Below are 23,153 nucleotides of genomic sequence, written 5' to 3' on the forward strand. Positions count from 1 at the left end.
ATCCTCCTATGGCCACGAGTTACCGCTGATATATGAAAAAATCAAACAGGGAACCTGTCATTTTGCCCAAAATCATGGCGAGCAGTAATCCAAACAAATAAGGTTTCATGCCCAATCGTTTGGCTAATACGGGCAGTACATTGAGTACCTCAGTGAGCGCGGCGGCCAGCAGACCGATGAACACGCCACAGAACAAACCAACAATCGGGCTGAGCAGCAGCACCCCATGCATTTTCCAGTGCCAGAAATCCGCCACCGTCCCGAGCAGTGAACCACCAATTAGCGCCCCTTCGTACCAGTGAGTCTTGTCATACGATTGCGTAAGTTGAGCCAATCTGGGAATCATATCGAGCACCAGAATGAGCGCAATTACGCCGCTCCCTACGGCAATTCCCCCTGCAATACCCAATACAATGCTGATTGCTCCATTAAGAACGCTCATCCGCATTCATCTCCCTGCGTTCCTGCTCATGCATCCGTTCGCTCTCTTCAATCACCACATATTTATCTACATTTTGCTGGTATAGAAACATCTCCACTTCTAGCGGGGTAGGTTCCTCATTCCACTTTTTCTTGAACAAATGATTAAAAAATACGGCCATTCCGAATCCAATGCCAATGGAATACGCCACTTGGAACAGATAGGGATGTTCGTCCCGATGCCCAGTAAGCATCTCCACAATACGAATCTGTACTTCCTGCATGTTCACATCGGCATGAAAATTCATGATGGTCAAGGCTGATCCAAAGAACAGCAGCAACCAAACCAGAATGAACAGGGACTTGGAAGGTTGACCATTTCCCGCGATGACTTCAACCAACGTATGACCTGATCCCATCAGTTCCACAGTTACCTCCGGCAAGATGTGCCGAATTCGGGGAATAATCTGCAATATATCAATGAGGATCAGATTGCCATCCTCCGATCCAGGGCGCAGCAGTTCAAGCTCCAGTAGCCTGCCCTCCTGGTCTTCAGATGAGGTCAGTACATGTGCAATGTCTCCAAGCTTGACTGCTCTGCCCCTCTGGATGCGAATACGGCTGCGCAGACGAATATAGACCATTGGAGTGGGTGTCTGGGACATCCATAGCACTCCTTTACTGCGTAATTTAGGTTAGTATTTGAAGAATGTGCAAATTTATTACAAACGGGTTGGAAAAAGATCGGGAGGTTGTGCTAGTGCTGCGGGATGGATCGGTCATTGGTCGCTGTTATCCCCGGATTTCTTGAACTCTCCTTTTCAAGGAGGAAATCCGGTGCTAAAGGCGAACGCTTCGCTCCTTTTGACCGATTCCATCCCTCCGCTACCCATCGCCCTCCCGCTTCCAAACGTTTGAAATAAATATGCTGGGGTAGTAGACAGAAAGGGAATTAAAAGTGGGGATATTCGCTTTGTTTCTCTAACAACAAATAACCTCCCCCGCCATAATGCGCGATAGAAGGTTGTTAGTTGTCGTATATTGGTGCATAAGCGCCAATATTGTTGTTGCAATCCCAGCATCACTGCGCGATCTGGTCGCGGATGGATTGCAGTATTTTTTTCTCCAGACGTGATACCTGCACCTGAGATATTCCCAATCTGCTGGCAACCTCGGACTGGGTCTGATCCCGGTAATACCGAAGATAAACAATTAACCGCTCCCGCTCACTAAGACCACCGATGGCTTCGTTCAGGGCCAGCTTGTCAAACCAACGTTCCTGAGACTCGTCGGCAATCTGATCCATTAACGTAATGGGATCACCGTCGTTCTCAAATACCGTCTCATGGATGGAGGTCGGTGGTTTGTTCGCTTCCTGGGCAAATACAACTTCCTCCGGGGTTACCCCCAGCTCTGCGGCAACTTCCTTAATCGTTGGTAAACGATCCAGATGTTTGGACAGTTCGTCCCTTTTTTTGCGGACTTTATTCGCCATCTCTTTCAGTGAACGACTGACCTTCAGGGTACCGTCATCCCGCAGGAATCGCTGGATTTCTCCAATGATCATCGGTACCGCGTAGGTTGAGAACTTCACGTCATAACTGAGATCGAATTTGTCCACTGACTTGAGCAGACCGATACAACCAATCTGGAACAGATCTTCCGGATCATATCCCCTGTTCATAAAACGCTGTACGACGGACCAGACGAGTCTGATGTTGCAGTTCACCAGCGTATCCCGTGAGACATGGTCACCCGACTGACTGAGCGCAATCAGCCGTTTGACCTCGGCATCGTCCAAATAGGTCTGTGAAGATGGTTTCACTTCAGCATCCATAAGAACACCAACCCCTAATTATACAATGCTTTCTTGGATTCAATCCTTTTTTTCATCTTGATGGAGGTGCCTCTGCCGGGCTCACTGCTGACTTCGAATTCATCCATAAAGTTTTCCATAATGGTGAAGCCCATGCCCGATCGCTCAAGTTCGGGTTTGGACGTATATAGCGGCTGCTTGGCCAGTTCAAGATCTTCGATTCCTTCACCGCGGTCTTCCACAATAATGGTGATCATGTCTTCCCGAATCTCGGCCTGGATGGACACAACACCCTCGGAGTTATTGTTGTATCCGTGGATGATACTGTTGGTCACGGCTTCCGAAATGACCGTCTTCAGGTCACTGAGCTCGTCCATCGTTGGATCAAGCTGGGAGATAAATGCAGCAACGGTTACCCGTGCAAACGATTCATTCTCTGACTTGGCCGCGAATTGCAGATTCATGAAATTTGTCCCTGTTCCTTCATTCATGAGACGACCTCCAGACCTGAGAGAGCAGTTCCCTCATTTTCGTATATCGGCATAATCTTGAAAAGACCCGACATTTCCAGCAAACGGTACACTGGCGAATTGACGTCACAGACCACCATCTTGCCACCTTTATTCTTAATGAGCTTGTATCTTCCCAAAATGACACCCAGACCTGAACTGTCCATAAATTGCAGATCTTTCAGGCTGAGTACCAGATGCTCGCTTTGTCTCCGCTGGATAGCTTCATCCATTTGCATCCGTACCATGTCAGCTGTATGGTGATCCAGCTCCCCGGATAATCGTACAATCAGAATCCCGCGATGGTGTTCCATTTCCACATGCAAGTTCACGTTTGCTCACTCTCCTCCCTGTCTTAGAACAAGGATTTCTACGCTTCCGAAGGCTTTTCCTGCCCCCCGACAAAACTAGAAGAAAACCCCTATTTAACTACAAAATATGTTCGAAGGATACGTGCAACTCGCAGAAATCGCCGTTTAGTCAAACAGGTTGGACGTTGTCCGCTTGAACAGCTTCCACCAGCCAGCCTTATTCACATCCTGCGGAGCCTGAATGTCGAACTCCTTAATCACGTCATTGCCCTGGTAGACCACCAGTTTACCAATACTTTGCCCGGCTTTGATCGGAGCTTTCAATTCTTTGGCGACCAGCAATTCATGCCGGATGTCATTGGATTTGGCTCCTTTGCGCATCAGCACACTATAATTTTGCGTGGCATTCAGAGGCAACTCGGCAACTTCACCTTTTTCAATTTTCAGACTGCCCAGCAGATCCCCTGCCTTGTAGAGCGCCTTCATCGTATATTGACTGAACGCATAGTCAAACATCGAAGATACCTCGCTGTTCCGTGTTTTGGTATTTGGTTCACCGAGTACCACGGAAACGACACGCAGTCCATCCTTGGACGCTGTTGCAGACAAGCAGAATTTCGCTTCGGAGGTATAACCTGTTTTCAAACCATCTGCCCCTTGATAAAAACGAACCAGCTTGTTTGTGTTCACTAGCCAAAATGGCTTTTCCGAATCTTTGCGAAGATAATCCTGATATGCACCAGTGTACTTTGTAATCCCGGAATGCTTCAGCAGTTCACGGCTCATGACAGCAATGTCATGGGCAGACGAATAATGATTATCGACCGGCAGACCGTTACAGTTGGCAAAATGAGTATCCTTCATGCCAAGCTCCTTCGCACGCTCATTCATCAGCTGTACAAAAGCTTCTTCCGAACCGGCGATCTTCTCGGCCATAGCTACAGAGGCATCATTGCCTGATGCCATGGCGATCCCTTTTAACATATCATCGACCGTCATTTCTTCCCCAGGCTCCAGAAAGATCTGCGAACCGCCCATGGAAGCTGCATATTCGCTCGTTCTTACTTTGTCCGTCAGCTTCAGCTTGCCCGAGTCGATCGCTTCGATCGTAAGCAGCATTGTCATAATTTTCGTAATACTCGCCGGAGGCAGTTGATCATGACTGTTTTTCTCATATATGACCGTTCCCGTATCTGCATCCATTAAGATCGCAGAGCGTGCCGACGGGGCCAGATCAGTTCCTCCCGCTGCCTTCGGTGTTTCTTCGGCTAATACCGTTGATGCCATAAGGGACAGCAGAATACAAAGGGTCATGAACGATGCCATTATTCTTTTCTTCACAAGGTTACCTCCTCAAATGACTTGCTTACTGCATGTTCCATGCATGTACTGCTAATCATTGTCGGCCCGTTTCCAGTAAATTATTCCATGTAAAGCATGATTTCCCGAACTTTTATTGAAAATGTGGTCAAAGCAAAAAAACGCACTGCATTCAACGAATGAGTAACCGTACGTTTATCACAACAAAAAAAAGGTTACCCCCGATGATTTCTCATCCAAAGAGGTAACCCTATCTACTCAAATCTTGCTTACATTTGTGGAATAACCGCCAATACCAGCGCCAGGAACGACTCACGAACACGTTCCGTCGTTTCCATCACCTCATCATGTGACAGCGGCTGGTCCAGAATTCCGGCAGCCATGTTGCTGATACAGGAAATACCCAGTACTTCCAGACCTGCGTGGCGTGCCACGATCACTTCAGATACAGTGGACATGCCCACTGCGTCTGCGCCCAATGTACGCAGCATTCTGATCTCTGCTGGTGTCTCATAGTTCGGACCGAGCATACCTGCGTATACCCCTTCACGTACGTTAAAACCTTGTGAAGCGGCCGTATCCTTCGCCAGCGAACGCAAACGGCGGCTATATGCTTCGGACAGATCCGGGAAACGCACGCCCAGTGCAGCGTCATTTGGTCCGATCAGTGGATTTTTACCTGTGAGATTTAAGTGATCAGAGATCAGCATCAAGTCTCCAGCTTCATACGACGTATTCACGCCGCCCGCAGCATTGGTTACAAGCAGGCTGCTTACACCCAGTTCTTTCATAACCCGTACAGGGAAAGCTGTCAATTCCGGACCATATCCTTCGTACATGTGGAAGCGGCCTTTCATCATCACAACTGGACGACCTTTAATGGTTCCAACCAATAGTTCACCTTCATGTCCTTCTACTGTGGACACTGGAAAATGAGGAATATCCTGATAAGCAATACTTACGCCATCTTCAATCAGTTCTGCCAGTACACCAAGACCCGAACCCAAAATCAAACCGACTTCCGGCTTGATGGAGCTTTTGCTTTGAATATAAGATGCTGCTTCCGAAATCATTTGTTGGTTTAATGCTGTCATGCGATGTATGTTCCTCCTTGAGTTGAAACGATCCGTCTTATGTATAACGGCGTTTGGATGTATTCAATTTATTTTATCCTAAATCGGCCCAATGTTCCGCATTTATTTGTGAATGCCATGCGTCAAAATCTATCTTGCCCTCGGATGATGGGTTTCATAGATTTCTTTCATGGTTTTGCGACCATGATTGCCATATTGTTGTCCAGGCTGCTCCACGTGACCCAGCATGTCTTGAACCGCACGTGTATCCGCCCCATTGGCAATCAGGTGTGCTGCAAAGGAATGACGCAACGTATGCGGCGTAATTTCTTCCGAGATTCCTGCGTCCACCGCCGCTTTTTTGAGCAGCTTCCAGAAGCCCTGCCGGGTTAAACGTCTACCAGATACATTCACGAATAGTGCCTGCTCGTCCGAATCGGTTTTGAGCAACTTGTTGCGGAATTCCTCCACATATACACTTGCCCAATGTGCAGCTGGTGCACCGATGGGAAGGATGCGTTCCTTGCCCGCCCCACCGCATCGTATAAAACGCATGCCTGGCTGTACATCCCGAATGTCAAGGGCAATCAATTCCGAGACCCGAATGCCTGTAGCATATAACAGTTCAAGCATCGCTCGATCTCTCACACCCTGCGGTGAACGAATATCAGGCGCTGTCAGCAGTTGTTCGATCTCCTGGATACTTAACACCTGTGGAGGCGTCTTGTCCGCCTTGGGAGCTTCCACATCAAACGTAGGGTCCTGTATAATATCACCCCGCCGCATCAAAAAATGAAAGTAGGAGCGCAGAGATACGATGCTGCGGGCAATGGTTGCATTGGCACGTCCTGCCTGTTTGAGCTGACCTGCAAACAGGACGACATGTGTGCGTCTGACCTGATCGGCTTCGCGTATGCCATATTCCTTATCAGCAAATTCAATGAACTTGTCCACGTCTCGGAGATACGATTCAAGCGTGCTGCTCGACATCCCTTTATCATCTTCCAAGTATAAGGCATAGGCGTGTATCGTCTGTTTCATGTACAACGCTCCTCAACTGACAGATCTGCCGCTCTGGCAGACTGCTCCCGTATTTGCATCCCTGGCTGTTCGAAGCTACTCCCCGTACCAATAGAACAAACGGAGACGCTCTGCCATCGTAGGACGTCCTTCTCCATTACCCGGCCAATCCGTTTCCTGAAATACTTTGATTGCATTGCCAGTTGGCATCTGATACTGATCCACAGGTGAGATCCAGCCATTAAAAAGATCCAGAACATGATAGAACAGATAAACTAATGCGGCAAAAACTATGATAAATCGAATAAAACGGAGCCCTCTCCGCACTGATATAATCATGGGCGCGTCCCCTCCTGATTCGAATCCGGTATTGTCCTTGAATCAGGGTATGTCCATTAACACAGGTTTATGCCATTCGGGGGAAACTCCAGATCATGTCCGGTGCCAAAAAAGCTCTCCCGTCAAAACCGCCGGTGAGAGCTTGAAGATATGCTATGTTATTCTTCATCTTTGGGTTTCTGTTCATTTTTAGCTTTGCAACGATAACAAATTCCATGAAAGTCCAGTCGGTGATCTACTACCGAAAAGTTGAATTCCCGCTCCAAACGCTCTTCAAGCGGTCCAAGCCAGTCTTCACGTATTTCATCCATACTTCCGCATTGAACACAGATTAAGTGATGATGGTGATGCTTGGATGTATCTCCGCGCAGATCATAACGCGCTACACCGTCGCCGAAGTTGATTTTCTCTACAACATGCAGCTCACTCAGCAGTTCGAGGGTACGGTACACGGTTGCCAGACCGATTTCGGGAGCCTTTTCTTTAACGAGCATGAATACATCTTCTGCGCTCAGATGATCTTCTTCATTCTCAAGAAGTACTCTTAAGGTGGCTTCCCGCTGGGGCGTTAATTTATATCCTTGGGACTGTAGTTGCTGCTTAATTTTATCAATCCGTGCTTCCATTTTCTCCCTCCCCCTAGGAAATCACTGCACACTGCAACTTAACCCACTCTTTTCATTATAGGGGGAGTGCGTAATTAAAGTCAACATTTTACACTATACGGTACACGTTAGGCCGGTAGTAGCATTGGCGTGACCCAACGCATCATCGCAGGTGTAACCCATGTTTCAAAAGACGCCACGCCGAGCAGCAGTGCAGCCATAACCAAAGTTAACACTATATATGAAGCAAAAGGCCTTTGTCGACCAGGTGTTCGCTGCATCAAAACACGATTACGAATGATGTATAACGAAAACGTCATCGCCGCTACACTGCAGATCAGCAGGATCGGAATGACAAATAGATTATGAGGTGCCACGGACACCAGTGCAAACAGCAGCCCTTTCCAGGAATACTGTCCAACAAGGTACCCCACTGTGAATCCAATGAGCACACCTTTCAAAAAATCCAGAACCAGTATACCGGGCAGTCCAACAACGGATAAACCCAGAATAAAGATCAGACCCACCCATTTCAGATGAAGCATGGCAATGTCCCAATATGCCCCGGTCTCAGTCACTTGTGCGCTGTGCTGCACGGTCATAAAGAAATTGCCGAGATAACCCTCCAGATCCTGACGTTGCTCAAGAGACAATGCGTTGACCATGAGCGCGCCAAAAATGACGCCGACCAGAAACAAGACGGCCACGAATACATATAACGAAGTCTGACCTTTAAATGTAAAGTAGGAAGAGCGCATACAGGTACGAGTCCCCTTTCCGGTATCATGCTGCAAGGATTCTCAGTTACATCCTCATAGTCATTCTTATGAACCGGAATGCACCTGTATGACTTCTTGTCCAGATTGGACCTCTGTAAAGCAAAAGCTATATGAGTTGAACTATTACACGGGTCACTCCGTAGCTCTTTGCTGAACAGCAACTTTACCGTACGTGCCGCCACCTCCGGAGGACAGCTCCAGTTGTCCGTTCCGTGCAGCCACAATCAGGCCAGCCAGCACAGGTCCAACAACCGCAGCAAGCTCTTCCTCACGCGTGCGATGAAGTACGTTCATTTCTGTACCATAATGGTCCAGTAGCTGGCGCAGTTTGGCTTTGCCAAGTCCCGGGATGAACTCCAGTGGCACCTGATAATGATAGGCTGGTCTGTTTGCAGGAACATGAGGACTCTCTCGATCAGAGATTGCCAGGATGCGATCCAGCACCCCCTGCACCAGCTTCAGACTGCCACAGTGCGGACAACGCTCTGCTGACATCGCCTGCTCGTCCATTATGCTGCCACATGCGGCACAGTAAGTACGGTGGTATTTGCCCAGCCTTGGATTCAGTCCATAATTGGCCGCAATTTTCCTGCCGGCTTCTCCTTGAAGTGCCATGCGGAATTCATCAAAAGAAGGGGAAGCCACTTGCAGTTCATTATACTCCCGTCCAATCTTACCGAGAGAATGGGCATCCGAGTTGGTCAGGAACGGAACATGATCCAATTCCCGAATATAACTGGCCATGGATGAGTCCGAGCTTAAGCCTAGCTCTACCGCATCCACGAGACTAGTATCCAATACATCGCCCATACGGGGTGCCGTACTGCCATAGATGCCTTTATGCGGTGTAAACACATGTGCAGGTACAATAAGCCCACCACGTGCCTTAATCTCGGCTTGCATCTCTAGAGCGGGCACGTACACCCGCTGAGAACTGAGATTCACATTTTTCATATAACGTTTCATCCAGTCCGTGAAGGACTTCATCGTTTTCAGATCACGGAAGTACGCCAGCATATGGAACTCACGCATTCCAGGCTCGCGCAGCTCAATCTCTGTACCCAGCAGAATGGTGGTGTCCTGATAGGCAATGCCGCCGCCCTCAATCTCGGACATGGTACCACTCTCCAGCAATTGCTCAATATCCAGCTGTACAACCGGAGAATGACAATCAATAACACCAAGCAAATGAATTCCTTTGCGATCCGATGCTTCCCGAGCAATATTCTCAAATGTCAGATCGCGACTGCCGCTGATTTTAACGGCCTCACCGCGAGAGGTTCGTCCGATGTGAATATGCAGGTCTGTATAACAGGGCTCCCACGTCGTGGACATTTCCAGCTGGTCTTGCATGCCTAGAACCGTCCTGTCGTTCTGTAGAGGTCCCACGCGTATACAGCCATCATCGTTTTGGCATCACTAATCCGATTCTCATCCATGAGAGCGTAGGCTTCCTCCAGAGTTATTTCGGCAACTTCAAGGAATTCATCTTCGTCCAGCGCCATGTCCCCTTCTTCCAACTCTTCAGCGATGTATAGATGAATGATCTCATCTGCGAACCCCGGTGACGTGTAGAACGAACGCAAATGACGCAACGACTTGGCCACATATCCCGTCTCTTCTCGCAATTCACGTGCTGCGGCCACCTCCGGCTCTTCTCCCGGGTCCAGTTTCCCCGCAGGAATCTCCACTTCGGTGCGTCCCATTGCCTGACGATACTGATCCACAACAAGCATGCGATCCCCATTCAGAGCAAGTACAGCTACCGCTCCAGGGTGCCGGATTATCTCACGTGTAGCCGTCTGGCCGTTTGGCAGTTTAACAGTATCCACTTGAAGTGAAATCACTTTTCCCTCGAAGATCGGCTTGGTGGATACGGTCACTTCATCCAGCTTTGGATTGGCAGGTTGCGCTGCGTGGATGGATTGGGCAGATTGGTTTGGTTTCATTGGTTCTTCAACTCCATATCGTAGGATTATATATAAATGGACTAAAAATATTTACACTAACCACTCCAATGACAGAACAACCCTTCGATCGCTGTTATCCCCAAATTTTTTTGATTTCTTTAACTAATAGATAAAATTTGGTGATAAAGGCGAACGCTCCGCTTCTCTTGGTTATTTCTGTCCTCTCCGTTCTTGTGTAAAGGATTAGCTCAATTTATATATTCGGTTAATGTATATATCTCTGATTTTGGGCATATGGTGAGCGTATAGAACTCTCACAGCAAATATAAACGAATCAGGGGGACTTTCGATGAACAGTTATATGACGCCTCAATCCGTACACGTGGTAGGACAAGCCCGGCAAGTACAGCTCATACTCAAGCAATGGTTGCGCGAGTGGGGCCCGGATGCCAAATTAGTCGATCTGCTCGCTGGACGCAAATGAATGGGTCATCGATCCATTCATCCATTGATTCAATTTGACCCTAAATTAACGAGTCTTCTCCCTTGAAATATAACATGAATTCACAAAAAGTCCGAATCCGATACAGATAGACCGGGTTCGGACTTTTGTCTAACAACATGTGAGGTAACATGTGCTGTATATTATTTCTTGTCAGCTGCCGTTTCCTGAATAATAGCCACTACCACTTGGGATAACTTCACAATGTCTTCGGCACGAATACGTTCTTTGGTTGTATGGATATCCTCATACCCTACCGCCAGATTCACTGTTGGAATGTCGAATCCGTTAAAGATATTGGCATCACTGCCACCACCGGAAGCAAACGTACTTGTCTCCAGCCCAATACTGCGGATGGCACGCTGCGCAAGCTGTACAACTTCGTGTTCATCATGGAAACCAAATGCAGGGTAAAGGATCTCACTTCTGAATTCAGCTGTTGCACCGTATTTGCGACATGTTGTTTCCAACGCGTCACGCATCTGTGCAACCTGCAATTCAACTTTCTCCTGCACAATACTGCGAGCCTCCGCTTCAAGCTGTACAAAGTCACATACCACGTTGAGTGCTGATCCACCCTGGAATTTACCGATGTTCGCTGTCGTCTCATCATCAATTCTGCCCAGTGTCATCGCAGCAATCGCTTTGGCTGCAACCTGAATGGCGCTGATCCCGTCTTCCGGGTTCACGCCCGCATGGGCAGACTTACCATAGATGCTCATTTGAATTTCAGCTCTGGCTGGTGCAGCAACACAGATCGTGCCTACAGCTCCATTAGAATCCAGCGCATAACCGAACTCGGCATCGATATCCTTCGGATTCATTGCACGTGCGCCCACCAGGCCAGACTCTTCGCCGACCGTAATGACAAATTGAATTTTACCATGTGGAATGTTGTTTTCCTGGATCACACGAATCGCTTCAAACAATGCCGCAATCCCTGCTTTGTCATCTGCTCCCAGGATCGTTGTTCCATCGCTGCTGATCCAGCCATCTTCACCCAGTTCAGGCTTGATTCCCTGTCCCGGCGTCACGGTGTCCATATGACATGTGAAAAAGATCGGTGCAACCCCTTCAGTTCCTTCGGCTTCCCAGGTAATGACGAGGTTTCCTGCGCCATGTCCGGTTTGCTCCATGGTATCATCCTCATAGACATGAAGACCAAGCTCTGCAAACTGTTCTTTTAACACCTTCGAGATGTTCTGTTCATTTTTCGTTTCACTATCAATCTGCACCAGTTCCATGAACTGATCGATAACACGTTGTTGTTTAATCATAGGACTTTCCTCCCTCTCGTAGATACGGTACAATACAATTACTATGGCTTGTTTACTTTATGAGGTTGTTCAAAAAGTCCGCTTTTGATTACGAAGGATGCCTGGCGGCATCATCAGCATCGAATATGGAATTCAGCCGAAATGTCCGTTGCTCACGTAGTTTTCCCTACGCTCCGCTACTCCATTTCTAGCTTCATCCCATCTTCTTGGTACTGAAAACCAGTCTTTTTGAACACACACTTTATGTTGAAAGGAGTTCTCTCATCATGCAAAAAAAGAAATGGTTCAAAATCATCATCTATCTCATGCTGATCGCCATGATCGGGTCCACCCTTTTCATAGCTCTCGAACCGTTGCTGTTCGGATAGCACCCCCTGAAGCCTTTTGACGAACTGTTTACAGACGTTGAAGGGCTTCTTTTTCCGTGACCCAATTAATTTTATATGGAAAAATACGATTAAAGTACGGAACAATTTCCTGCGCAACCTGCTCCACTGTATAGGACTTACCCGTTATATCCTCCAGTGAGGTAACGCCATACTGCTCTATCCCACAAGGAACAATCCCCTGAAAACCTGCATGTTGAATGCCTGAGCTGATGTTAAAAGCAAACCCGTGACTGGTTACAAAACCGCGGCGGTGTTTGCAACGATTAAACTTGATGCCAATTGCAGCAATCTTCATATCGCCAATCCACACACCCGTGTAACCTTCTTTGCGTCCAGCTTCAATGCCCTGGTCTGCGAGATAATCCATAAGTACCTGCTCAAGTTTCCGTAAATAGCCGTGCAGATCCAGGTCTTCATCCCGACCAAGAATCAATAACGGGTAACCTACCAACTGGCCCGGGCCATGATAAGTAATATCACCGCCGCGGTCAATTTGAAACAAGGAAATCCCTTGCTCACGCAACTCTTCCGGACTGAGAAGCAGATGCTCCGGATGATTTTGTGAGCCGATCGTATACGTAGGCGGGTGTTGTAAAAGCAGCATCTGCTCCGCTCCCTCGCCCTCGTCCAATCGCTGCACAATCGCTTTCTGGCGGTTCCAAGCCTCTTCATAATCAAGCATTGGTATGTATGCAACATCCAGCGGCTTGCTCATGATTCCCCACACCCTTCTGCTTCAGGTTCAGTGTACAATTGAGCACCTGTCCGTAGACAGCAGGAAAAGTGCACGGCCTCCGGCACATACACTTCCCCGACAACTATTTACTTAATACACCTTGGTCTCCATGGTATATCCTTCAAGGTTTTCTTTGACACGTTGCAAGAAACGTCCGCTAATTACACCATCCAGGATTCGGTGATCCAGCGACAGACACAGGTTAGCCATCGAGCGAACAGCGATCATATCATTAATAACCACAGGTTTCTTGACAATCGACTCGAATGTAAGAATCGCTGCCTGCGGGTAGTTAATAATTGGCTGGGACAGGATCGAACCAAATGAACCTGTGTTGTTCACCGTGAACGTACCACCTTGCATATGGTCCAGCTTCAACGTACCCTCACGCGTTTTGCGAGCCAGCTCATCCACTTCACGGGCCAGACCTGCGATATTTCGCTGATCGGCATGTTTGATTACGGGTGTAAGTACGGAGTCTTCGGTTCCTACCGCCATGGACAAGTTAATGTCCCGTTTGACGATAATTTTGTCCACTGCCCATACCGAGTTCATGATTGGGAAGTCTTTGATCGCATTAACGACTCCCTTCATCATGAAGGACAGGTATGTCAGGTTGATACCTTCCTTACGCTTGAACTCATCCTTGAGTTTATTGCGCAGCATCACAAGGTTTGTTACGTCCACTTCGATCATTGTCCATGCATGCGGGATTTCCGATACGCTTTGACGCATATTCCGGGCAATGGCATTACGCACAGGGGTAACATCGATGAAATACTCCGATCTTCCTTGGCCACCACCCTCTACTTCGATCTGTGGAATTTTCGGACTTTCGGTTAGATGAATGCCTGAATGTCTCACAGGAACACCTGCATCGGACGCTGAGATCGCTTCTCCAGCGGTTAAACCCATTTCTCCATTTCCACGATTCACTCCGCTGAATGGAGAAGCAGACGGCACACCAGAAGGTGTATGCTGTACTGCTGCAGATGATGCTTGTGCAGACGCAGACGTTCCAGCCGCGTTACCTCCCTGTGCAACAAATGCCAGCACATCTTTGCGGGTAATACGACCACCGGCCCCAGTGCCTTGGATGCTTTGCAAGTTCAAGCCATGCTCTGCTGCCAAGGATTGCACTGCCGGGGAATACCGATTGCGCATCGGCTGGTTGGGGTCATGTGCTGCTGTATTTGAGGCGGCAACAGGAGTGTGGCTCGTATGTTGCTGCACTTGCTCCTGTTGCTGCGATACTTGTGTTACTTGCTCAGCCGCTTCTTCGTCAGAAGCTGCGACCTGCATGCGGCAGATTGCTTCACCAACAGCAATCGTTGTGCCCTCTTCCACCAAAAGGTCACCCATAATTCCATCCACAGTGGATGGAATCTCGGCATTAACTTTATCAGTGATTACTTCACAGATCGGCTCGTACTGTTCCACACGGTCGCCCGGTTTTTTCAACCATTTGCCTATGGTAGCCGAGACCAGCGATTCCGCCAATTGCGGCATAATGACCTCGATCCATTTCATACGTTCAGCCATTTGATTATCACTCCAAACTTTACTTTTAAACGATCCAAAAAACGAAATTAAAACTCGGCAAGTGTACGCATTGCTGCTTTGGCTTTGTCCTTGCTCAGCATGTAGAATTTCTCCAATGTTGGGCTAATTGGCATGGCCGGAACGTCAGGTCCGCAGAGACGCTGAATCGGTGCATCCAGTTCAAATAGACATTCCTCACTAATAATCGCGGCAACTTCGGCACCTACACCACCGGTTTTGTTATCTTCGTGAATGATCAGCACCTTACCTGTCAGACGAGCAGAAGCAATAATCGCTTCTCGATCCAACGGTTGCAATGTGCGAAGATCCAGAACGTGTGCGGTAATGCCTTCTTCACGCTCCAGCTCCTCAGCAGCCTGCATGACAAAATGCAGCGGCTGACTGTAACCGATCACCGTAATATCCGCACCCTCACGAAGTACGTTGGCTTTACCAATCGGAACGATGTAATCATCTTCAGGCACATCTTCCTTGATAAGTTTGTAGCATTTTTTATTTTCAAAAAAGAGTACCGGGTCCGGGTCGCGAATAGCGGCCTTGAGCAGTCCCTTAGCATCGTATGCCGAGTAGGGAGCTATAATTTTCAGACCAGGTGTTCCAAAGAAAATCGACTCCGGACATTGGGAGTGATACAACCCACCGAAGATTCCGCCACCAATCGGCGCGCGTATAACAATCGGACAGCTCCAGTCATTGTTGGAACGATAGCGGATCTTGGCCGCTTCACTAATGATCTGGTTGGTTGCCGGCAGCATGAAGTCCGAATATTGCATCTCGGCAATCGGCTTCATGCCATACATTGCTGCACCAATGGCAACCCCTGCAATAGCGGATTCAGACAATGGTGTGTCCATCACTCGCATTTCGCCAAACTGATCTTGCAGCCCTTTAGTAGTGGTAAACACACCGCCTTTGAGACCTACGTCTTCACCAAGGATAAAAACATTCTCATCCCGTTCCATCTCTTCTTTCATCGCGAGACGGATTGCATCAATATATTCCATCACTGCCATACTTACCGTCCCCCTTCTTCGCTGTCCGCATAAACGTGCGTAAGAGTGTCCTCAGGTTTAGGATATGGCGCGTTGTCTGCATATTCAGTTGCTTCTTTCATTTCCAGCGCAAGCTGGGAAGCCAGGTCCGCATCCCGGGCTTCGTCCCAGATGCCGCAATCGATCAAGTAGTTCTTCATGCGAGGAACGCCATCTTTCTTCCAGTTCTCCTCAACTTCCTCTTTGGTCCGGTAAGCCAGATCATTATCGGAGGTGGAATGAGGTGACAACCGATACATCATCGCTTCAATCAGTGTCGGGCCTTCCCCGGCTATGGCACGGCGACGCGCTTCCTTCACTGCAGCATATACTTCTAATGCATCGTTACCATCTACACGCAGTCCGGGGAACCCGTATCCTTGTGCTCGATCAGATATTTTGCCGCTCAACTGTTTGTGAATCGGTACCGAAATTGCATATTGATTGTTCTCACACATAATAATGACAGGCAATTTATGCACACCTGCAAAGTTGGCGCCCTCGTGGAAGTCACCCTGATTGCTTGATCCTTCGCCAAACGTAACAAAAGAAACAAATTCTTGCTTCTTCATTTTGGCAGCAAGCGCAAATCCAACAGCGTGCGGAACCTGTGTTGTAACCGGGCTGGAACCCGTCACAATCCGCAGCTTTTTGTGACCGAAGTGACCCGGCATTTGCCGACCGCCACTATTCGGATCTTCTGCCTTCGCAAAAGCAGACAACATCAACTCACGCGGAGTCATGCCTACCGCCAGTACAAAGCCGTAATCGCGGTAATAAGGTAAATAATAATCGTGATCCCGATCCAGACCAAATGCAGCGCCTACTTGCGCAGCTTCCTGACCTACACCGGATACGTGAAAGTTAATTTTGCCAGCCCGTTGCAAGAGCAAGCAACGCTCGTCAAACTTGCGCGCGAGCAGCATGTATTTGTACATATCCAATACTTCACCATCGCTAAGTCCCAGCTGTTGATGCCGGTGGACCGCGTCTGCAGTACCTTGTGAACTCATATGAGGTACCTCCTTTTAATCAGAGCCTGTGCCATACTTACTACCCGATCTTATAACCTGGTACTAAGACTTGGCTTAACCTTATTATAATCCCTTTTACCCAAAAAAGGAAAGGACCTTTCTCATAAGCTTGTTTGGCTTACATCCCAATGGCCTTTCCATCGACCGCCAGCATGGCTTCACCCATGATTTCCGACAGAGAAGGGTGCGGATGGATGGTTTGTCCGACTTCCCAAGGTGTGGCATCAAGCATCTGAGCCAGTGAGGCTTCAGCGATTAATTCCGTCACATGGGTGCCAATCATATGTACCCCCAATATATCATTCGTCTTGGCATCTGCAATCACCTTCACGAATCCATCCCGACTTCCGTGAATAAGCGATTTGCCAATGGCCGAAAATGGGAACTTCCCTGTTTTAATGTCATAGCCACGTTCTTTGACTTCACGCTCGGTGAATCCGATGCTGGCTGCTTCCGGACGTGTGTACACACAGCGCGGGATACGGTGGGATTCTACGGCATGTACCGTTTCGCCCGCCAGATGATCAACAGCGAGAATGCCTTCATGACTTGCGGCATGTGCAAGCTGCAAACCGCCGATGCAGTCACCAATGGCGTAGATGTGACCTTCACCGGTCTGTAACTGTTTGTTCACAGCGATGAACCCACGCTCCAGTTTGATATCTGTATTTTCGAGTCCGATATTTTCGACATTAGCCTGACGTCCAACCGACACGAGCATTTTCTCCGCTCTCAGCGTTTCCTGCTTATCTTCACCAAGCTGCACATCAATCTGGATGCCCTCTTGATCCGCGTTATATGTTTCGGTTAGAACGGTGGCACCTGTCAGGAAACGAACACCTCGTTTGCCGAGCAATCGCTGCATTTCTCTGGCAACATCCTCATCCTCGGCAGGCAACACGTGAGCAGCTGCTTCTACGACTGTGATATCTACGCCAAAGTCATTCAGCATGGATGCCCACTCCAGTCCAATCACACCCCCACCGACAATAATGAGAGATGCAGGAAGTTCATCCATACGCAGGGCTTCGTCGCTGCTCATTATGAATTTTCCGTCCGGTTCCAGGCCCGGCAACACACGAGGACGTGAACCAGTGGCAATAATGAGATTGGTCGGAACAACCGTATCCATCTCGCCATCTTCAAACTCCACAGCGACTGCTCCGCTCTGCGGTGAGAAGATGGATGGTCCGATGACGCGACCTTTCGCGTGTACAACCTGGATTTTATTTTTTTTCATCAAATACTGAACGCCCTGATGGAGCTGTTCGACAATTGCATCCTTGCGCGCCTGTACTTTGGGAAATACAAGTGTAGCTCCAGCTGTCTCGATACCATACGTCTCGCTCTCCTGGATTTCGGCGTATACTTCGGCACTTTTCAACAAAGCTTTACTCGGAATACAGCCACGATGCAGACAGGTACCGCCAAGCTTGTCCTTCTCAATGATAACGACCTGTTTTCCCAGCTGTGCAGCCCGGATCGCGGCTACATATCCACCGGTCCCTCCTCCAAGAATGGCAACATCACATGTAATTGGCATCTCTCATGCTCTCCTCTATGAATCAAATTTCAATATAATTTATGATGGCTTGAATCATGGTTTGGCTTATACCCTCTATATGCCATTGTACTCTCCTTGAGCGGTCAACTCAAAGTTTGAAGCAATCACACATGGACAGCCTATGCATTCCAAGCTATGATGGAATCAGGTATGATCTGTAAGCGTAACCTTTATTTAATGTCGACTTTGGCAGAAAGGGTATAATGCTCATGAATACAAGATTGGTCTTTGCGCGATTTTTGGCAATTGTTGTTCTGGTCATCCCCGGTTTAATGGCAATGAAGGGTTTTCTGATGATGAAAGATGCCCTGTTCCTATATTATGCCGAGCACGGGAACGAACTGATTTCACCAGGGTTCCAGTGGCTTTCCTTTGGCGGTGGACTTGTCCTTTTTGCCGCAGGTATGAGTTTTCTGGGAGGTTGGATCCTGTTCCGTGACCGCAAGCGCAATTATGTAGGTCCCCGTTTCCGGTCCAAAAATGTACCCGAAAAAGCAGAGACGCCCGGAAGGACTCCATGAGTCCGGGCTTTTTGTGTGTTTATACAACACACCGCCTACTTTACATAGACAGGATGGATCATCATGGTATCATTTCTAATCACGTTACAACGATTGCTCAAAGGCATTTTCCATGCGTTCAAAGACCCCAAGTTTCTGGCTTTGTTCGCGTTAACGGCAGCAACGTTGCTGTCAGGCACTTTATTTTACACTCGTGTTGAAGGTCTGCACTGGATCGATGCGTTATACTTCTGTGCGGTTACTCTGACTACGGTGGGCCATCCTGAATTTGTGCCAACCACCGGATTCAGCAAAGCCTTTACCGTAATCTACATGTTTGCAGGCATTGGGCTCACCTTTGCCATGATTGCCAGAATTACAGCAGGTATTCTATTCCCTCGTAAATTAAAGACAGAAGAGGACCCGGAGTAATCTCCGGGTCATTCGTATAATGCATCCCGCAGTTTGGTAGACATACGTGATTCTTTGGAAGAAGACTTCAAGATCGTTCTACGCAAGGTAAGGTTACTTGCCTGCAGTCTCTCCGCTTCTGCGAACAGTTCTGCAAATAATGCCTGCGCCGCTTCATCCAAAGATCCCTGTTCTTTCAGGCTTTCATATTGCGCTTGCAGGGATGTTAATGCTTCACTCATACTAAACACCTCTTTTCACAACTCCTGTTAATTAGCTGCCGTAACCAATACCTTAACAATCCATATAGTAACACAAAGCTGCGCAGATTAGTTCTGGCTCTTTCCAAAGATTTTGTGGTACTCTGTAAAGGTCGCTTTTTTTGTTGAATCCCGTATGTGAGAGGAGTAGCAGCACCGTGCAAACAGGACGTATTACCGTAATTACTGGACCCATGTTCAGTGAAAAATCCGGTGAACTCATTCGCCGTTGTCAGAAATTAATACAATTTGGCCGTAAAAAGGTTGTGGCCTACAAACCAGCCGAGGATGATCGGTTTGCCCAGGACGAGATCGTAAGCCGAATTGGTTATCGACTCCCTGCCCATTCCATTCCCCGGCAATTAACCCCGGAATCCGTAGAAATGATCTTGAACCAAACCATAGATGCTGATGTTGTTGCATTTGATGAAGTACAATTTTTCAGCAGTGCCATTATGGAACTTGTCTCGGAGTTAGCGTATTGTGGCAAACATGTCATTGTGGACGGACTTAATATGGATTACCGTGGTAAGGAATTTGGATATGTCGGCGGTTTGCTTGCCATGGCAGATGACATTGAGAAACTCTCGGCTTTCTGTGCGGTATGTGGCAGCCCGGATGCAGCCTTTACGCAACGTATCGTCAATGGGGAGCCCGTTACCTTGGGTCCGGTTGTCATGATTGGCGATTCAGAAGCTTACGAGCCACGCTGTCGTTGCTGCTTCATTCCTCCTCACAAAGTTGAATGCTCATCGTAATTCCTAAAAGATCTTAGATATCTTCCAAAAAGGCCCCTTGGGGCTTTTTTTGTTATAGAGCAAACATTCGCACAAAAAAGCACCGCTTCGCAGCGATGCTTCCAGAGTCACTTCCCGCTAGTCCCGGGAAACAAAATATTTGTTGGTCATGTAGTAAGCGTCACCACGCGACGTTTCCACCATTCCTTTTTTGGCATCCAAAAATACAATCTCTTTACACTTTGTACAGTACCATTTTGTGCGCTTGTATGGGGATTCCGTCACATAAGCCGTGCCACATTTACAATCAATCTTCATTAATAACTCGGTTGATTTATAAGCACTGGACAAGCGTTCCAGGTTATCCTGCTGCTGTGTAGGCATAATGGTCTGCTGATAATCCGATAAATGATTTTGAACCTTGAAGTCTGCTACCAATCCTGCATTCAATCCAAAAAACTCCTTGCCGATTTCGGTCACGAAGCGCTTCTCATTTCTGTAGCAATCCAGCCACTCAATAATCTGCTTATTAGACAGTGGAACCGTACCCTTGATACCGCTGTTTAAGGTGTAGGTCATGATGTATAAAGTATCGTCTTGTCTACCTGAGTACATTAGAATCCTCCTTCGAATACATTTGCTAATGTACTACAAAAACGCGCATAAATCAAAAAATTCTTATTTCCTGAGCGCATCTCTTCTTATTAAATGGGAAACATTCCACGTTCATCCGCCAAAGACTTACAAGAACTGCATACACCTGAAACATTTCCCTGTGGTGCCGCATAATGCACGACCGATTTAACGTTTTTCTTGCATATGGAACAGTAGTGCCTCCTTTCCTTTTTTGGGATATAGTCCGATAGCTTAACCACGTTTTTGTTCGGTCGGAATCGTTGTAAGAAGCCCGGCCATTTCATCTCGCTTCACTCTTTCTTGTTCGTCTACTTCGTAGTCATTTTTTTGCTGTGGGCTAAAAATTATCTCGCCTTTTTTTATGTATACGATTCCAAGTTGTGCGTGCCTATCTCATAATCTATTCGACGTTTTGAGCGTTTTTCCTGTTTTTAATCTCTACACGTATAAAAAAAACCGACAGAACCTGCTCTCCTTATTTTCGGAAGAACAGTATTTTAGTCGGTTCCAGCCTTATTTATAAAAAGTTCCCAGAACGTCCAGCTCTGATGAGCGCTCTATTCGAAATGGATAGATATAACCCTGATTCATTCGGGTAAATTTGCGACTCCACAGATCCAGTCCCGATGTGAACTGATAGGCCTGATATATAAACTTGGAGCAGTAATTACGCTCAATACTGCGCAGATTGGTCTGCAAACGGTAGAATTTTACCTGCTTGTAATGGTCATGTACCCACCCGGCTGCTTTCATTCCTGCCTCATTCAATCTGGAGCGGAATACAATGAAACGATCTCCTTCATAAAACCGCGTGAGATACCACTCTAATGAATCAGCAAAAACAGGCCCATAAGGGTGCACATGATACACCTTGCCGTCGAGACCGATAATGCCCATATGCCCGGCATAATATGTCGATTCCGAGCTTGGCGTGTACACAATATCCCCTGGCTCTAGCTTCATTTCGCCCAACACGTTAATTGGCAAGTCCTGATGAAGCCGTTTGGATGCTGAACGTTCACGCCGCCCTTCAACCAACAAGCGATGAAGGGCACCAGCAAGTGCGAGATATATTTCAGACCATTTGATCTTTTTTTTATCAGATCGTTTGAACCATCGCTGGATGAAGGCGAAACCTCGTTGTGGCTGTGATCCCTTTTTCATACGCTGCACTCCACTCTGATCTAGTTATCAATAACTTGTTGTTATTCTACAGTTTCTCAGGCTTATTATAGACATTTGGTAGTGTATATTCAATTCGGCAACCATTGTATCTGTTGAAATTATGCCTTCTTATTACCCATTTTATGCAAAAAAAGATGACTTCGGGATTAACCCGAAGTCATCTTACTCGTATCCAAATGTATACATTTATTCTTCTACAACACCAAGAGCTTTATTTTTCTCCTTAAAGCGGCTGTTATGGGAAGAAACATAAGCCACTTTCTCCGCTTCAGGGTCCATGTAAAGCTTCGCACTGTTTACCGCTAGGGCTGCATCAGTGAAAGTACCCGCAATCAGGTACAGTTTGCTACCATAATCTACAAAATCACCTGCGGCAAAAACACCAGGAATATTGGTTTGTAATCTCTCCGTTGTAGTGACATGCCATTCGCCAAGATCAAGTCCCCAATCCCGGATTGGACCAAAGTCACTCTTCATGCCGTGGTTTACAATGACAGCATCGACTTCAAGCAGTTCAGTTTCACCTGTGTCCACGTGTGAGATGGTCACCTGTTCAATCACATCACCACTCATACTATGTAGTGTCTCTACCGCGTAAGGTGTACGGACATCTACAGAGGATTCTCTCATACGCAGTACATTACGCTCCAACCCGCCAAAACGGTCACGACGATGCACAACCGTAACTTGCTCTGCCAGGGCTTCCAGTTCATTCGCCCAGTCCACAGCAGAGTCGCCTCCACCTGAAATCAGCACACGTTTACCACGGAATGGCTCCAGTTCCTGCACGGTATAGTGCAGATTGCTAACTTCGTAACGGTCTGCACCTTCAAGCTCCAACTTGGCCATTTTATATATGCCATATCCGATTGCCATAATGACGGTCCGTGTCCAGTGTTGCTCACCTGTTGCAGAAGTTAACAGAATTGTGCCATCAGGTTGACGCTCGAATCCTTCGATCTGTTGTTCAAATACGAGGGTTGGCTCAAAAGTTCTTGCCTGTTCTTCCAATTGTTTGATCAGATCTTCACACAGAATTGGCGTCACACCCCCGACATCCCAGATCATTTTCTCCGGATAAAAGAGCATGCGACCGCCCAATCTGTCACGTGCCTCAATCAACTTGGTCTTCATATCCCGCATGCCGCTATAAAAGGCAGAGTACATGCCCGCAGGGCCACCGCCGATAATGGTTACATCATAAAGTTCCAACTGCTGATTCATAT

At 47.6% G+C, this 23,153-nt stretch carries 28 protein-coding genes; 5 read left to right on the forward strand and 23 right to left on the reverse strand.

What is annotated here, in order from left to right; genetic code table 11:
• Positions 1-19: 19 nt before the first annotated feature.
• The 13 genes from AC4E8D_RS20120 to AC4E8D_RS20180 form a co-directional block, all read right to left on the reverse strand.
• The gene (locus AC4E8D_RS20120; RefSeq protein WP_026080996.1) at positions 20-448 is read right to left on the reverse strand and encodes a stage V sporulation protein AB; all 429 of its coding nucleotides are present in this window, start codon (positions 446-448) and stop codon (positions 20-22) included.
• On the reverse strand, positions 429-1,085 hold the full coding sequence (locus AC4E8D_RS20125; protein ID WP_490205150.1) for a stage V sporulation protein AA: 657 nt from the start codon (positions 1,083-1,085) through the stop codon (positions 429-431). The genes AC4E8D_RS20120 and AC4E8D_RS20125 overlap by 20 nt, the downstream gene beginning before the upstream one ends.
• 416 nt (positions 1,086-1,501) lie before the next feature.
• On the reverse strand, positions 1,502-2,257 hold the full coding sequence (sigF, locus tag AC4E8D_RS20130) for an RNA polymerase sporulation sigma factor SigF (protein WP_036607856.1): 756 nt from the start codon (positions 2,255-2,257) through the stop codon (positions 1,502-1,504).
• A gap of 14 nt (positions 2,258-2,271) precedes the next feature.
• Entirely contained in the window at positions 2,272-2,727 is a 456-nt protein-coding gene (spoIIAB, locus tag AC4E8D_RS20135) for an anti-sigma F factor (protein WP_036672324.1), read from the reverse strand.
• Positions 2,724-3,077, reverse strand: a complete 354-nt coding sequence (gene spoIIAA / locus AC4E8D_RS20140) for an anti-sigma F factor antagonist (RefSeq protein WP_017687636.1) — start codon at positions 3,075-3,077, stop codon at positions 2,724-2,726. The genes spoIIAB and spoIIAA overlap by 4 nt, the downstream gene beginning before the upstream one ends.
• A gap of 144 nt (positions 3,078-3,221) precedes the next feature.
• Positions 3,222-4,343, reverse strand: coding sequence for a D-alanyl-D-alanine carboxypeptidase family protein (locus AC4E8D_RS20145; protein WP_490206497.1), 1,122 nt, complete (start codon positions 4,341-4,343; stop codon positions 3,222-3,224).
• A gap of 302 nt (positions 4,344-4,645) precedes the next feature.
• On the reverse strand, positions 4,646-5,470 hold the full coding sequence (locus tag AC4E8D_RS20150; RefSeq protein WP_221822088.1) for a purine-nucleoside phosphorylase: 825 nt from the start codon (positions 5,468-5,470) through the stop codon (positions 4,646-4,648).
• Between the two features lie 129 nt (positions 5,471-5,599).
• Entirely contained in the window at positions 5,600-6,490 is an 891-nt protein-coding gene (locus AC4E8D_RS20155) for a tyrosine recombinase (RefSeq protein WP_105599514.1), read from the reverse strand.
• Positions 6,491-6,565: 75 nt separating this feature from the next.
• Complete coding sequence (locus AC4E8D_RS20160; RefSeq protein ID WP_076215836.1) at positions 6,566-6,808, reverse strand: DUF4227 family protein; 243 nt, start codon at positions 6,806-6,808, stop codon at positions 6,566-6,568.
• A gap of 158 nt (positions 6,809-6,966) precedes the next feature.
• Positions 6,967-7,434: a ferric iron uptake transcriptional regulator gene (gene fur / locus AC4E8D_RS20165; protein ID WP_036607866.1), complete on the reverse strand. Its 468-nt coding sequence runs from the start codon at positions 7,432-7,434 to the stop codon at positions 6,967-6,969.
• A 107-nt stretch (positions 7,435-7,541) separates the two neighbouring features.
• A complete protein-coding gene (spoIIM, locus tag AC4E8D_RS20170; protein ID WP_017687629.1) occupies positions 7,542-8,171 on the reverse strand; it encodes a stage II sporulation protein M in 630 nt (209 codons plus the stop codon).
• Between the two features lie 153 nt (positions 8,172-8,324).
• Positions 8,325-9,545, reverse strand: coding sequence for an endonuclease Q family protein (locus AC4E8D_RS20175; protein ID WP_221822090.1), 1,221 nt, complete (start codon positions 9,543-9,545; stop codon positions 8,325-8,327).
• Positions 9,546-9,547: 2 nt separating this feature from the next.
• Positions 9,548-10,141, reverse strand: a complete 594-nt coding sequence (locus AC4E8D_RS20180) for an NUDIX domain-containing protein (RefSeq protein ID WP_221822092.1) — start codon at positions 10,139-10,141, stop codon at positions 9,548-9,550.
• 310 nt (positions 10,142-10,451) lie between these two features.
• On the opposite strand from AC4E8D_RS20180, the gene AC4E8D_RS20185 reads away from it, so the two are divergent.
• A complete protein-coding gene (locus tag AC4E8D_RS20185; protein WP_091028853.1) occupies positions 10,452-10,586 on the forward strand; it encodes a Z-ring formation inhibitor MciZ in 135 nt (44 codons plus the stop codon).
• Between the two features lie 161 nt (positions 10,587-10,747).
• On the opposite strand, the gene AC4E8D_RS20190 is transcribed toward AC4E8D_RS20185, so the two are convergent.
• Positions 10,748-11,881: a M20/M25/M40 family metallo-hydrolase gene (locus AC4E8D_RS20190; protein ID WP_221822095.1), complete on the reverse strand. Its 1,134-nt coding sequence runs from the start codon at positions 11,879-11,881 to the stop codon at positions 10,748-10,750.
• Positions 11,882-12,147: 266 nt separating this feature from the next.
• Between AC4E8D_RS20190 and prli42 the strand changes: the two genes are divergently transcribed.
• Positions 12,148-12,249 (forward strand): stressosome-associated protein Prli42, encoded by a 102-nt coding sequence (gene prli42, locus AC4E8D_RS20195; RefSeq protein ID WP_017687624.1) that lies wholly within the window; start codon positions 12,148-12,150, stop codon positions 12,247-12,249.
• 28 nt (positions 12,250-12,277) lie between these two features.
• Here the strand turns inward: prli42 and lipB are convergent, their stop codons facing one another.
• The 5 genes from lipB to lpdA all read right to left on the reverse strand — a co-directional run bounded on the left by lipB (position 12,278) and on the right by lpdA (position 18,177).
• Positions 12,278-12,985, reverse strand: coding sequence for a lipoyl(octanoyl) transferase LipB (gene lipB / locus AC4E8D_RS20200; protein ID WP_221822097.1), 708 nt, complete (start codon positions 12,983-12,985; stop codon positions 12,278-12,280).
• 111 nt (positions 12,986-13,096) lie between these two features.
• Complete coding sequence (locus AC4E8D_RS20205; RefSeq protein WP_221822099.1) at positions 13,097-14,548, reverse strand: dihydrolipoamide acetyltransferase family protein; 1,452 nt, start codon at positions 14,546-14,548, stop codon at positions 13,097-13,099.
• A 47-nt stretch (positions 14,549-14,595) separates the two neighbouring features.
• Complete coding sequence (locus tag AC4E8D_RS20210; protein ID WP_490205151.1) at positions 14,596-15,582, reverse strand: alpha-ketoacid dehydrogenase subunit beta; 987 nt, start codon at positions 15,580-15,582, stop codon at positions 14,596-14,598.
• A 2-nt stretch (positions 15,583-15,584) separates the two neighbouring features.
• Positions 15,585-16,613: a thiamine pyrophosphate-dependent dehydrogenase E1 component subunit alpha gene (locus AC4E8D_RS20215; RefSeq protein ID WP_017687620.1), complete on the reverse strand. Its 1,029-nt coding sequence runs from the start codon at positions 16,611-16,613 to the stop codon at positions 15,585-15,587.
• Between the two features lie 139 nt (positions 16,614-16,752).
• The gene (gene lpdA / locus AC4E8D_RS20220) at positions 16,753-18,177 is read right to left on the reverse strand and encodes a dihydrolipoyl dehydrogenase (RefSeq protein ID WP_490205152.1); all 1,425 of its coding nucleotides are present in this window, start codon (positions 18,175-18,177) and stop codon (positions 16,753-16,755) included.
• Between the two features lie 224 nt (positions 18,178-18,401).
• Between lpdA and AC4E8D_RS20225 the strand changes: the two genes are divergently transcribed.
• Positions 18,402-18,719, forward strand: coding sequence for a DUF2627 domain-containing protein (locus AC4E8D_RS20225; protein WP_278294295.1), 318 nt, complete (start codon positions 18,402-18,404; stop codon positions 18,717-18,719).
• Positions 18,720-18,782: 63 nt separating this feature from the next.
• Positions 18,783-19,130 carry a potassium channel family protein gene (locus AC4E8D_RS20230; RefSeq protein ID WP_036607883.1) on the forward strand — a complete coding sequence of 116 codons (348 nt, stop codon included), beginning with the start codon at positions 18,783-18,785 and terminating at the stop codon, positions 19,128-19,130.
• A gap of 8 nt (positions 19,131-19,138) precedes the next feature.
• On the opposite strand, the gene AC4E8D_RS20235 is transcribed toward AC4E8D_RS20230, so the two are convergent.
• Positions 19,139-19,351, reverse strand: a complete 213-nt coding sequence (locus AC4E8D_RS20235) for a hypothetical protein (RefSeq protein ID WP_133385409.1) — start codon at positions 19,349-19,351, stop codon at positions 19,139-19,141.
• 176 nt (positions 19,352-19,527) lie between these two features.
• On the opposite strand from AC4E8D_RS20235, the gene AC4E8D_RS20240 reads away from it, so the two are divergent.
• Positions 19,528-20,127, forward strand: a complete 600-nt coding sequence (locus tag AC4E8D_RS20240; RefSeq protein ID WP_062835251.1) for a thymidine kinase — start codon at positions 19,528-19,530, stop codon at positions 20,125-20,127.
• 117 nt (positions 20,128-20,244) lie between these two features.
• On the opposite strand, the gene AC4E8D_RS20245 is transcribed toward AC4E8D_RS20240, so the two are convergent.
• The 3 genes from AC4E8D_RS20245 to AC4E8D_RS20255 form a co-directional block, all read right to left on the reverse strand.
• On the reverse strand, positions 20,245-20,721 hold the full coding sequence (locus AC4E8D_RS20245; RefSeq protein ID WP_017687614.1) for a hypothetical protein: 477 nt from the start codon (positions 20,719-20,721) through the stop codon (positions 20,245-20,247).
• 534 nt (positions 20,722-21,255) lie between these two features.
• A complete protein-coding gene (locus AC4E8D_RS20250) occupies positions 21,256-21,906 on the reverse strand; it encodes a hypothetical protein (protein ID WP_339177605.1) in 651 nt (216 codons plus the stop codon).
• Positions 21,907-22,113: 207 nt separating this feature from the next.
• Complete coding sequence (locus AC4E8D_RS20255) at positions 22,114-23,151, reverse strand: NAD(P)/FAD-dependent oxidoreductase (RefSeq protein WP_017687612.1); 1,038 nt, start codon at positions 23,149-23,151, stop codon at positions 22,114-22,116.
• Between the last annotated feature and the right edge of the window lie 2 nt (positions 23,152-23,153).

This window comes from Paenibacillus sp. SRL342 (assembly GCF_984798905.1).

What these genes read in the sequence shown, in the direction of transcription:
- AC4E8D_RS20120 (WP_026080996.1), bottom strand. Translation starts at nt 448, where the DNA reads ATGCGGATGAGCGTTCTTAATGGAGCAATCAGCATTGTATTGGGTATT.
- AC4E8D_RS20125 (WP_490205150.1), bottom strand. Translation starts at nt 1,085, where the DNA reads ATGTCCCAGACACCCACTCCAATGGTCTATATTCGTCTGCGCAGCCGT.
- sigF (WP_036607856.1), bottom strand. Translation starts at nt 2,257, where the DNA reads ATGGATGCTGAAGTGAAACCATCTTCACAGACCTATTTGGACGATGCC.
- spoIIAB (WP_036672324.1), bottom strand. Translation starts at nt 2,727, where the DNA reads ATGAATGAAGGAACAGGGACAAATTTCATGAATCTGCAATTCGCGGCC.
- AC4E8D_RS20145 (WP_490206497.1), bottom strand. Translation starts at nt 4,343, where the DNA reads ATGGCATCAACGGTATTAGCCGAAGAAACACCGAAGGCAGCGGGAGGA.
- AC4E8D_RS20150 (WP_221822088.1), bottom strand. Translation starts at nt 5,470, where the DNA reads ATGACAGCATTAAACCAACAAATGATTTCGGAAGCAGCATCTTATATT.
- AC4E8D_RS20155 (WP_105599514.1), bottom strand. Translation starts at nt 6,490, where the DNA reads ATGAAACAGACGATACACGCCTATGCCTTATACTTGGAAGATGATAAA.
- AC4E8D_RS20160 (WP_076215836.1), bottom strand. Translation starts at nt 6,808, where the DNA reads ATGATTATATCAGTGCGGAGAGGGCTCCGTTTTATTCGATTTATCATA.
- fur (WP_036607866.1), bottom strand. Translation starts at nt 7,434, where the DNA reads ATGGAAGCACGGATTGATAAAATTAAGCAGCAACTACAGTCCCAAGGA.
- spoIIM (WP_017687629.1), bottom strand. Translation starts at nt 8,171, where the DNA reads ATGCGCTCTTCCTACTTTACATTTAAAGGTCAGACTTCGTTATATGTA.
- AC4E8D_RS20175 (WP_221822090.1), bottom strand. Translation starts at nt 9,545, where the DNA reads ATGCAAGACCAGCTGGAAATGTCCACGACGTGGGAGCCCTGTTATACA.
- AC4E8D_RS20180 (WP_221822092.1), bottom strand. Translation starts at nt 10,141, where the DNA reads ATGAAACCAAACCAATCTGCCCAATCCATCCACGCAGCGCAACCTGCC.
- AC4E8D_RS20185 (WP_091028853.1), top strand. Translation starts at nt 10,452, where the DNA reads ATGAACAGTTATATGACGCCTCAATCCGTACACGTGGTAGGACAAGCC.
- AC4E8D_RS20190 (WP_221822095.1), bottom strand. Translation starts at nt 11,881, where the DNA reads ATGATTAAACAACAACGTGTTATCGATCAGTTCATGGAACTGGTGCAG.
- prli42 (WP_017687624.1), top strand. Translation starts at nt 12,148, where the DNA reads ATGCAAAAAAAGAAATGGTTCAAAATCATCATCTATCTCATGCTGATC.
- lipB (WP_221822097.1), bottom strand. Translation starts at nt 12,985, where the DNA reads ATGAGCAAGCCGCTGGATGTTGCATACATACCAATGCTTGATTATGAA.
- AC4E8D_RS20205 (WP_221822099.1), bottom strand. Translation starts at nt 14,548, where the DNA reads ATGGCTGAACGTATGAAATGGATCGAGGTCATTATGCCGCAATTGGCG.
- AC4E8D_RS20210 (WP_490205151.1), bottom strand. Translation starts at nt 15,582, where the DNA reads ATGGCAGTGATGGAATATATTGATGCAATCCGTCTCGCGATGAAAGAA.
- AC4E8D_RS20215 (WP_017687620.1), bottom strand. Translation starts at nt 16,613, where the DNA reads ATGAGTTCACAAGGTACTGCAGACGCGGTCCACCGGCATCAACAGCTG.
- lpdA (WP_490205152.1), bottom strand. Translation starts at nt 18,177, where the DNA reads ATGCCAATTACATGTGATGTTGCCATTCTTGGAGGAGGGACCGGTGGA.
- AC4E8D_RS20225 (WP_278294295.1), top strand. Translation starts at nt 18,402, where the DNA reads ATGCTCATGAATACAAGATTGGTCTTTGCGCGATTTTTGGCAATTGTT.
- AC4E8D_RS20230 (WP_036607883.1), top strand. Translation starts at nt 18,783, where the DNA reads ATGGTATCATTTCTAATCACGTTACAACGATTGCTCAAAGGCATTTTC.
- AC4E8D_RS20235 (WP_133385409.1), bottom strand. Translation starts at nt 19,351, where the DNA reads ATGAGTGAAGCATTAACATCCCTGCAAGCGCAATATGAAAGCCTGAAA.
- AC4E8D_RS20245 (WP_017687614.1), bottom strand. Translation starts at nt 20,721, where the DNA reads ATGTACTCAGGTAGACAAGACGATACTTTATACATCATGACCTACACC.
- AC4E8D_RS20250 (WP_339177605.1), bottom strand. Translation starts at nt 21,906, where the DNA reads ATGAAAAAGGGATCACAGCCACAACGAGGTTTCGCCTTCATCCAGCGA.
- AC4E8D_RS20255 (WP_017687612.1), bottom strand. Translation starts at nt 23,151, where the DNA reads ATGAATCAGCAGTTGGAACTTTATGATGTAACCATTATCGGCGGTGGC.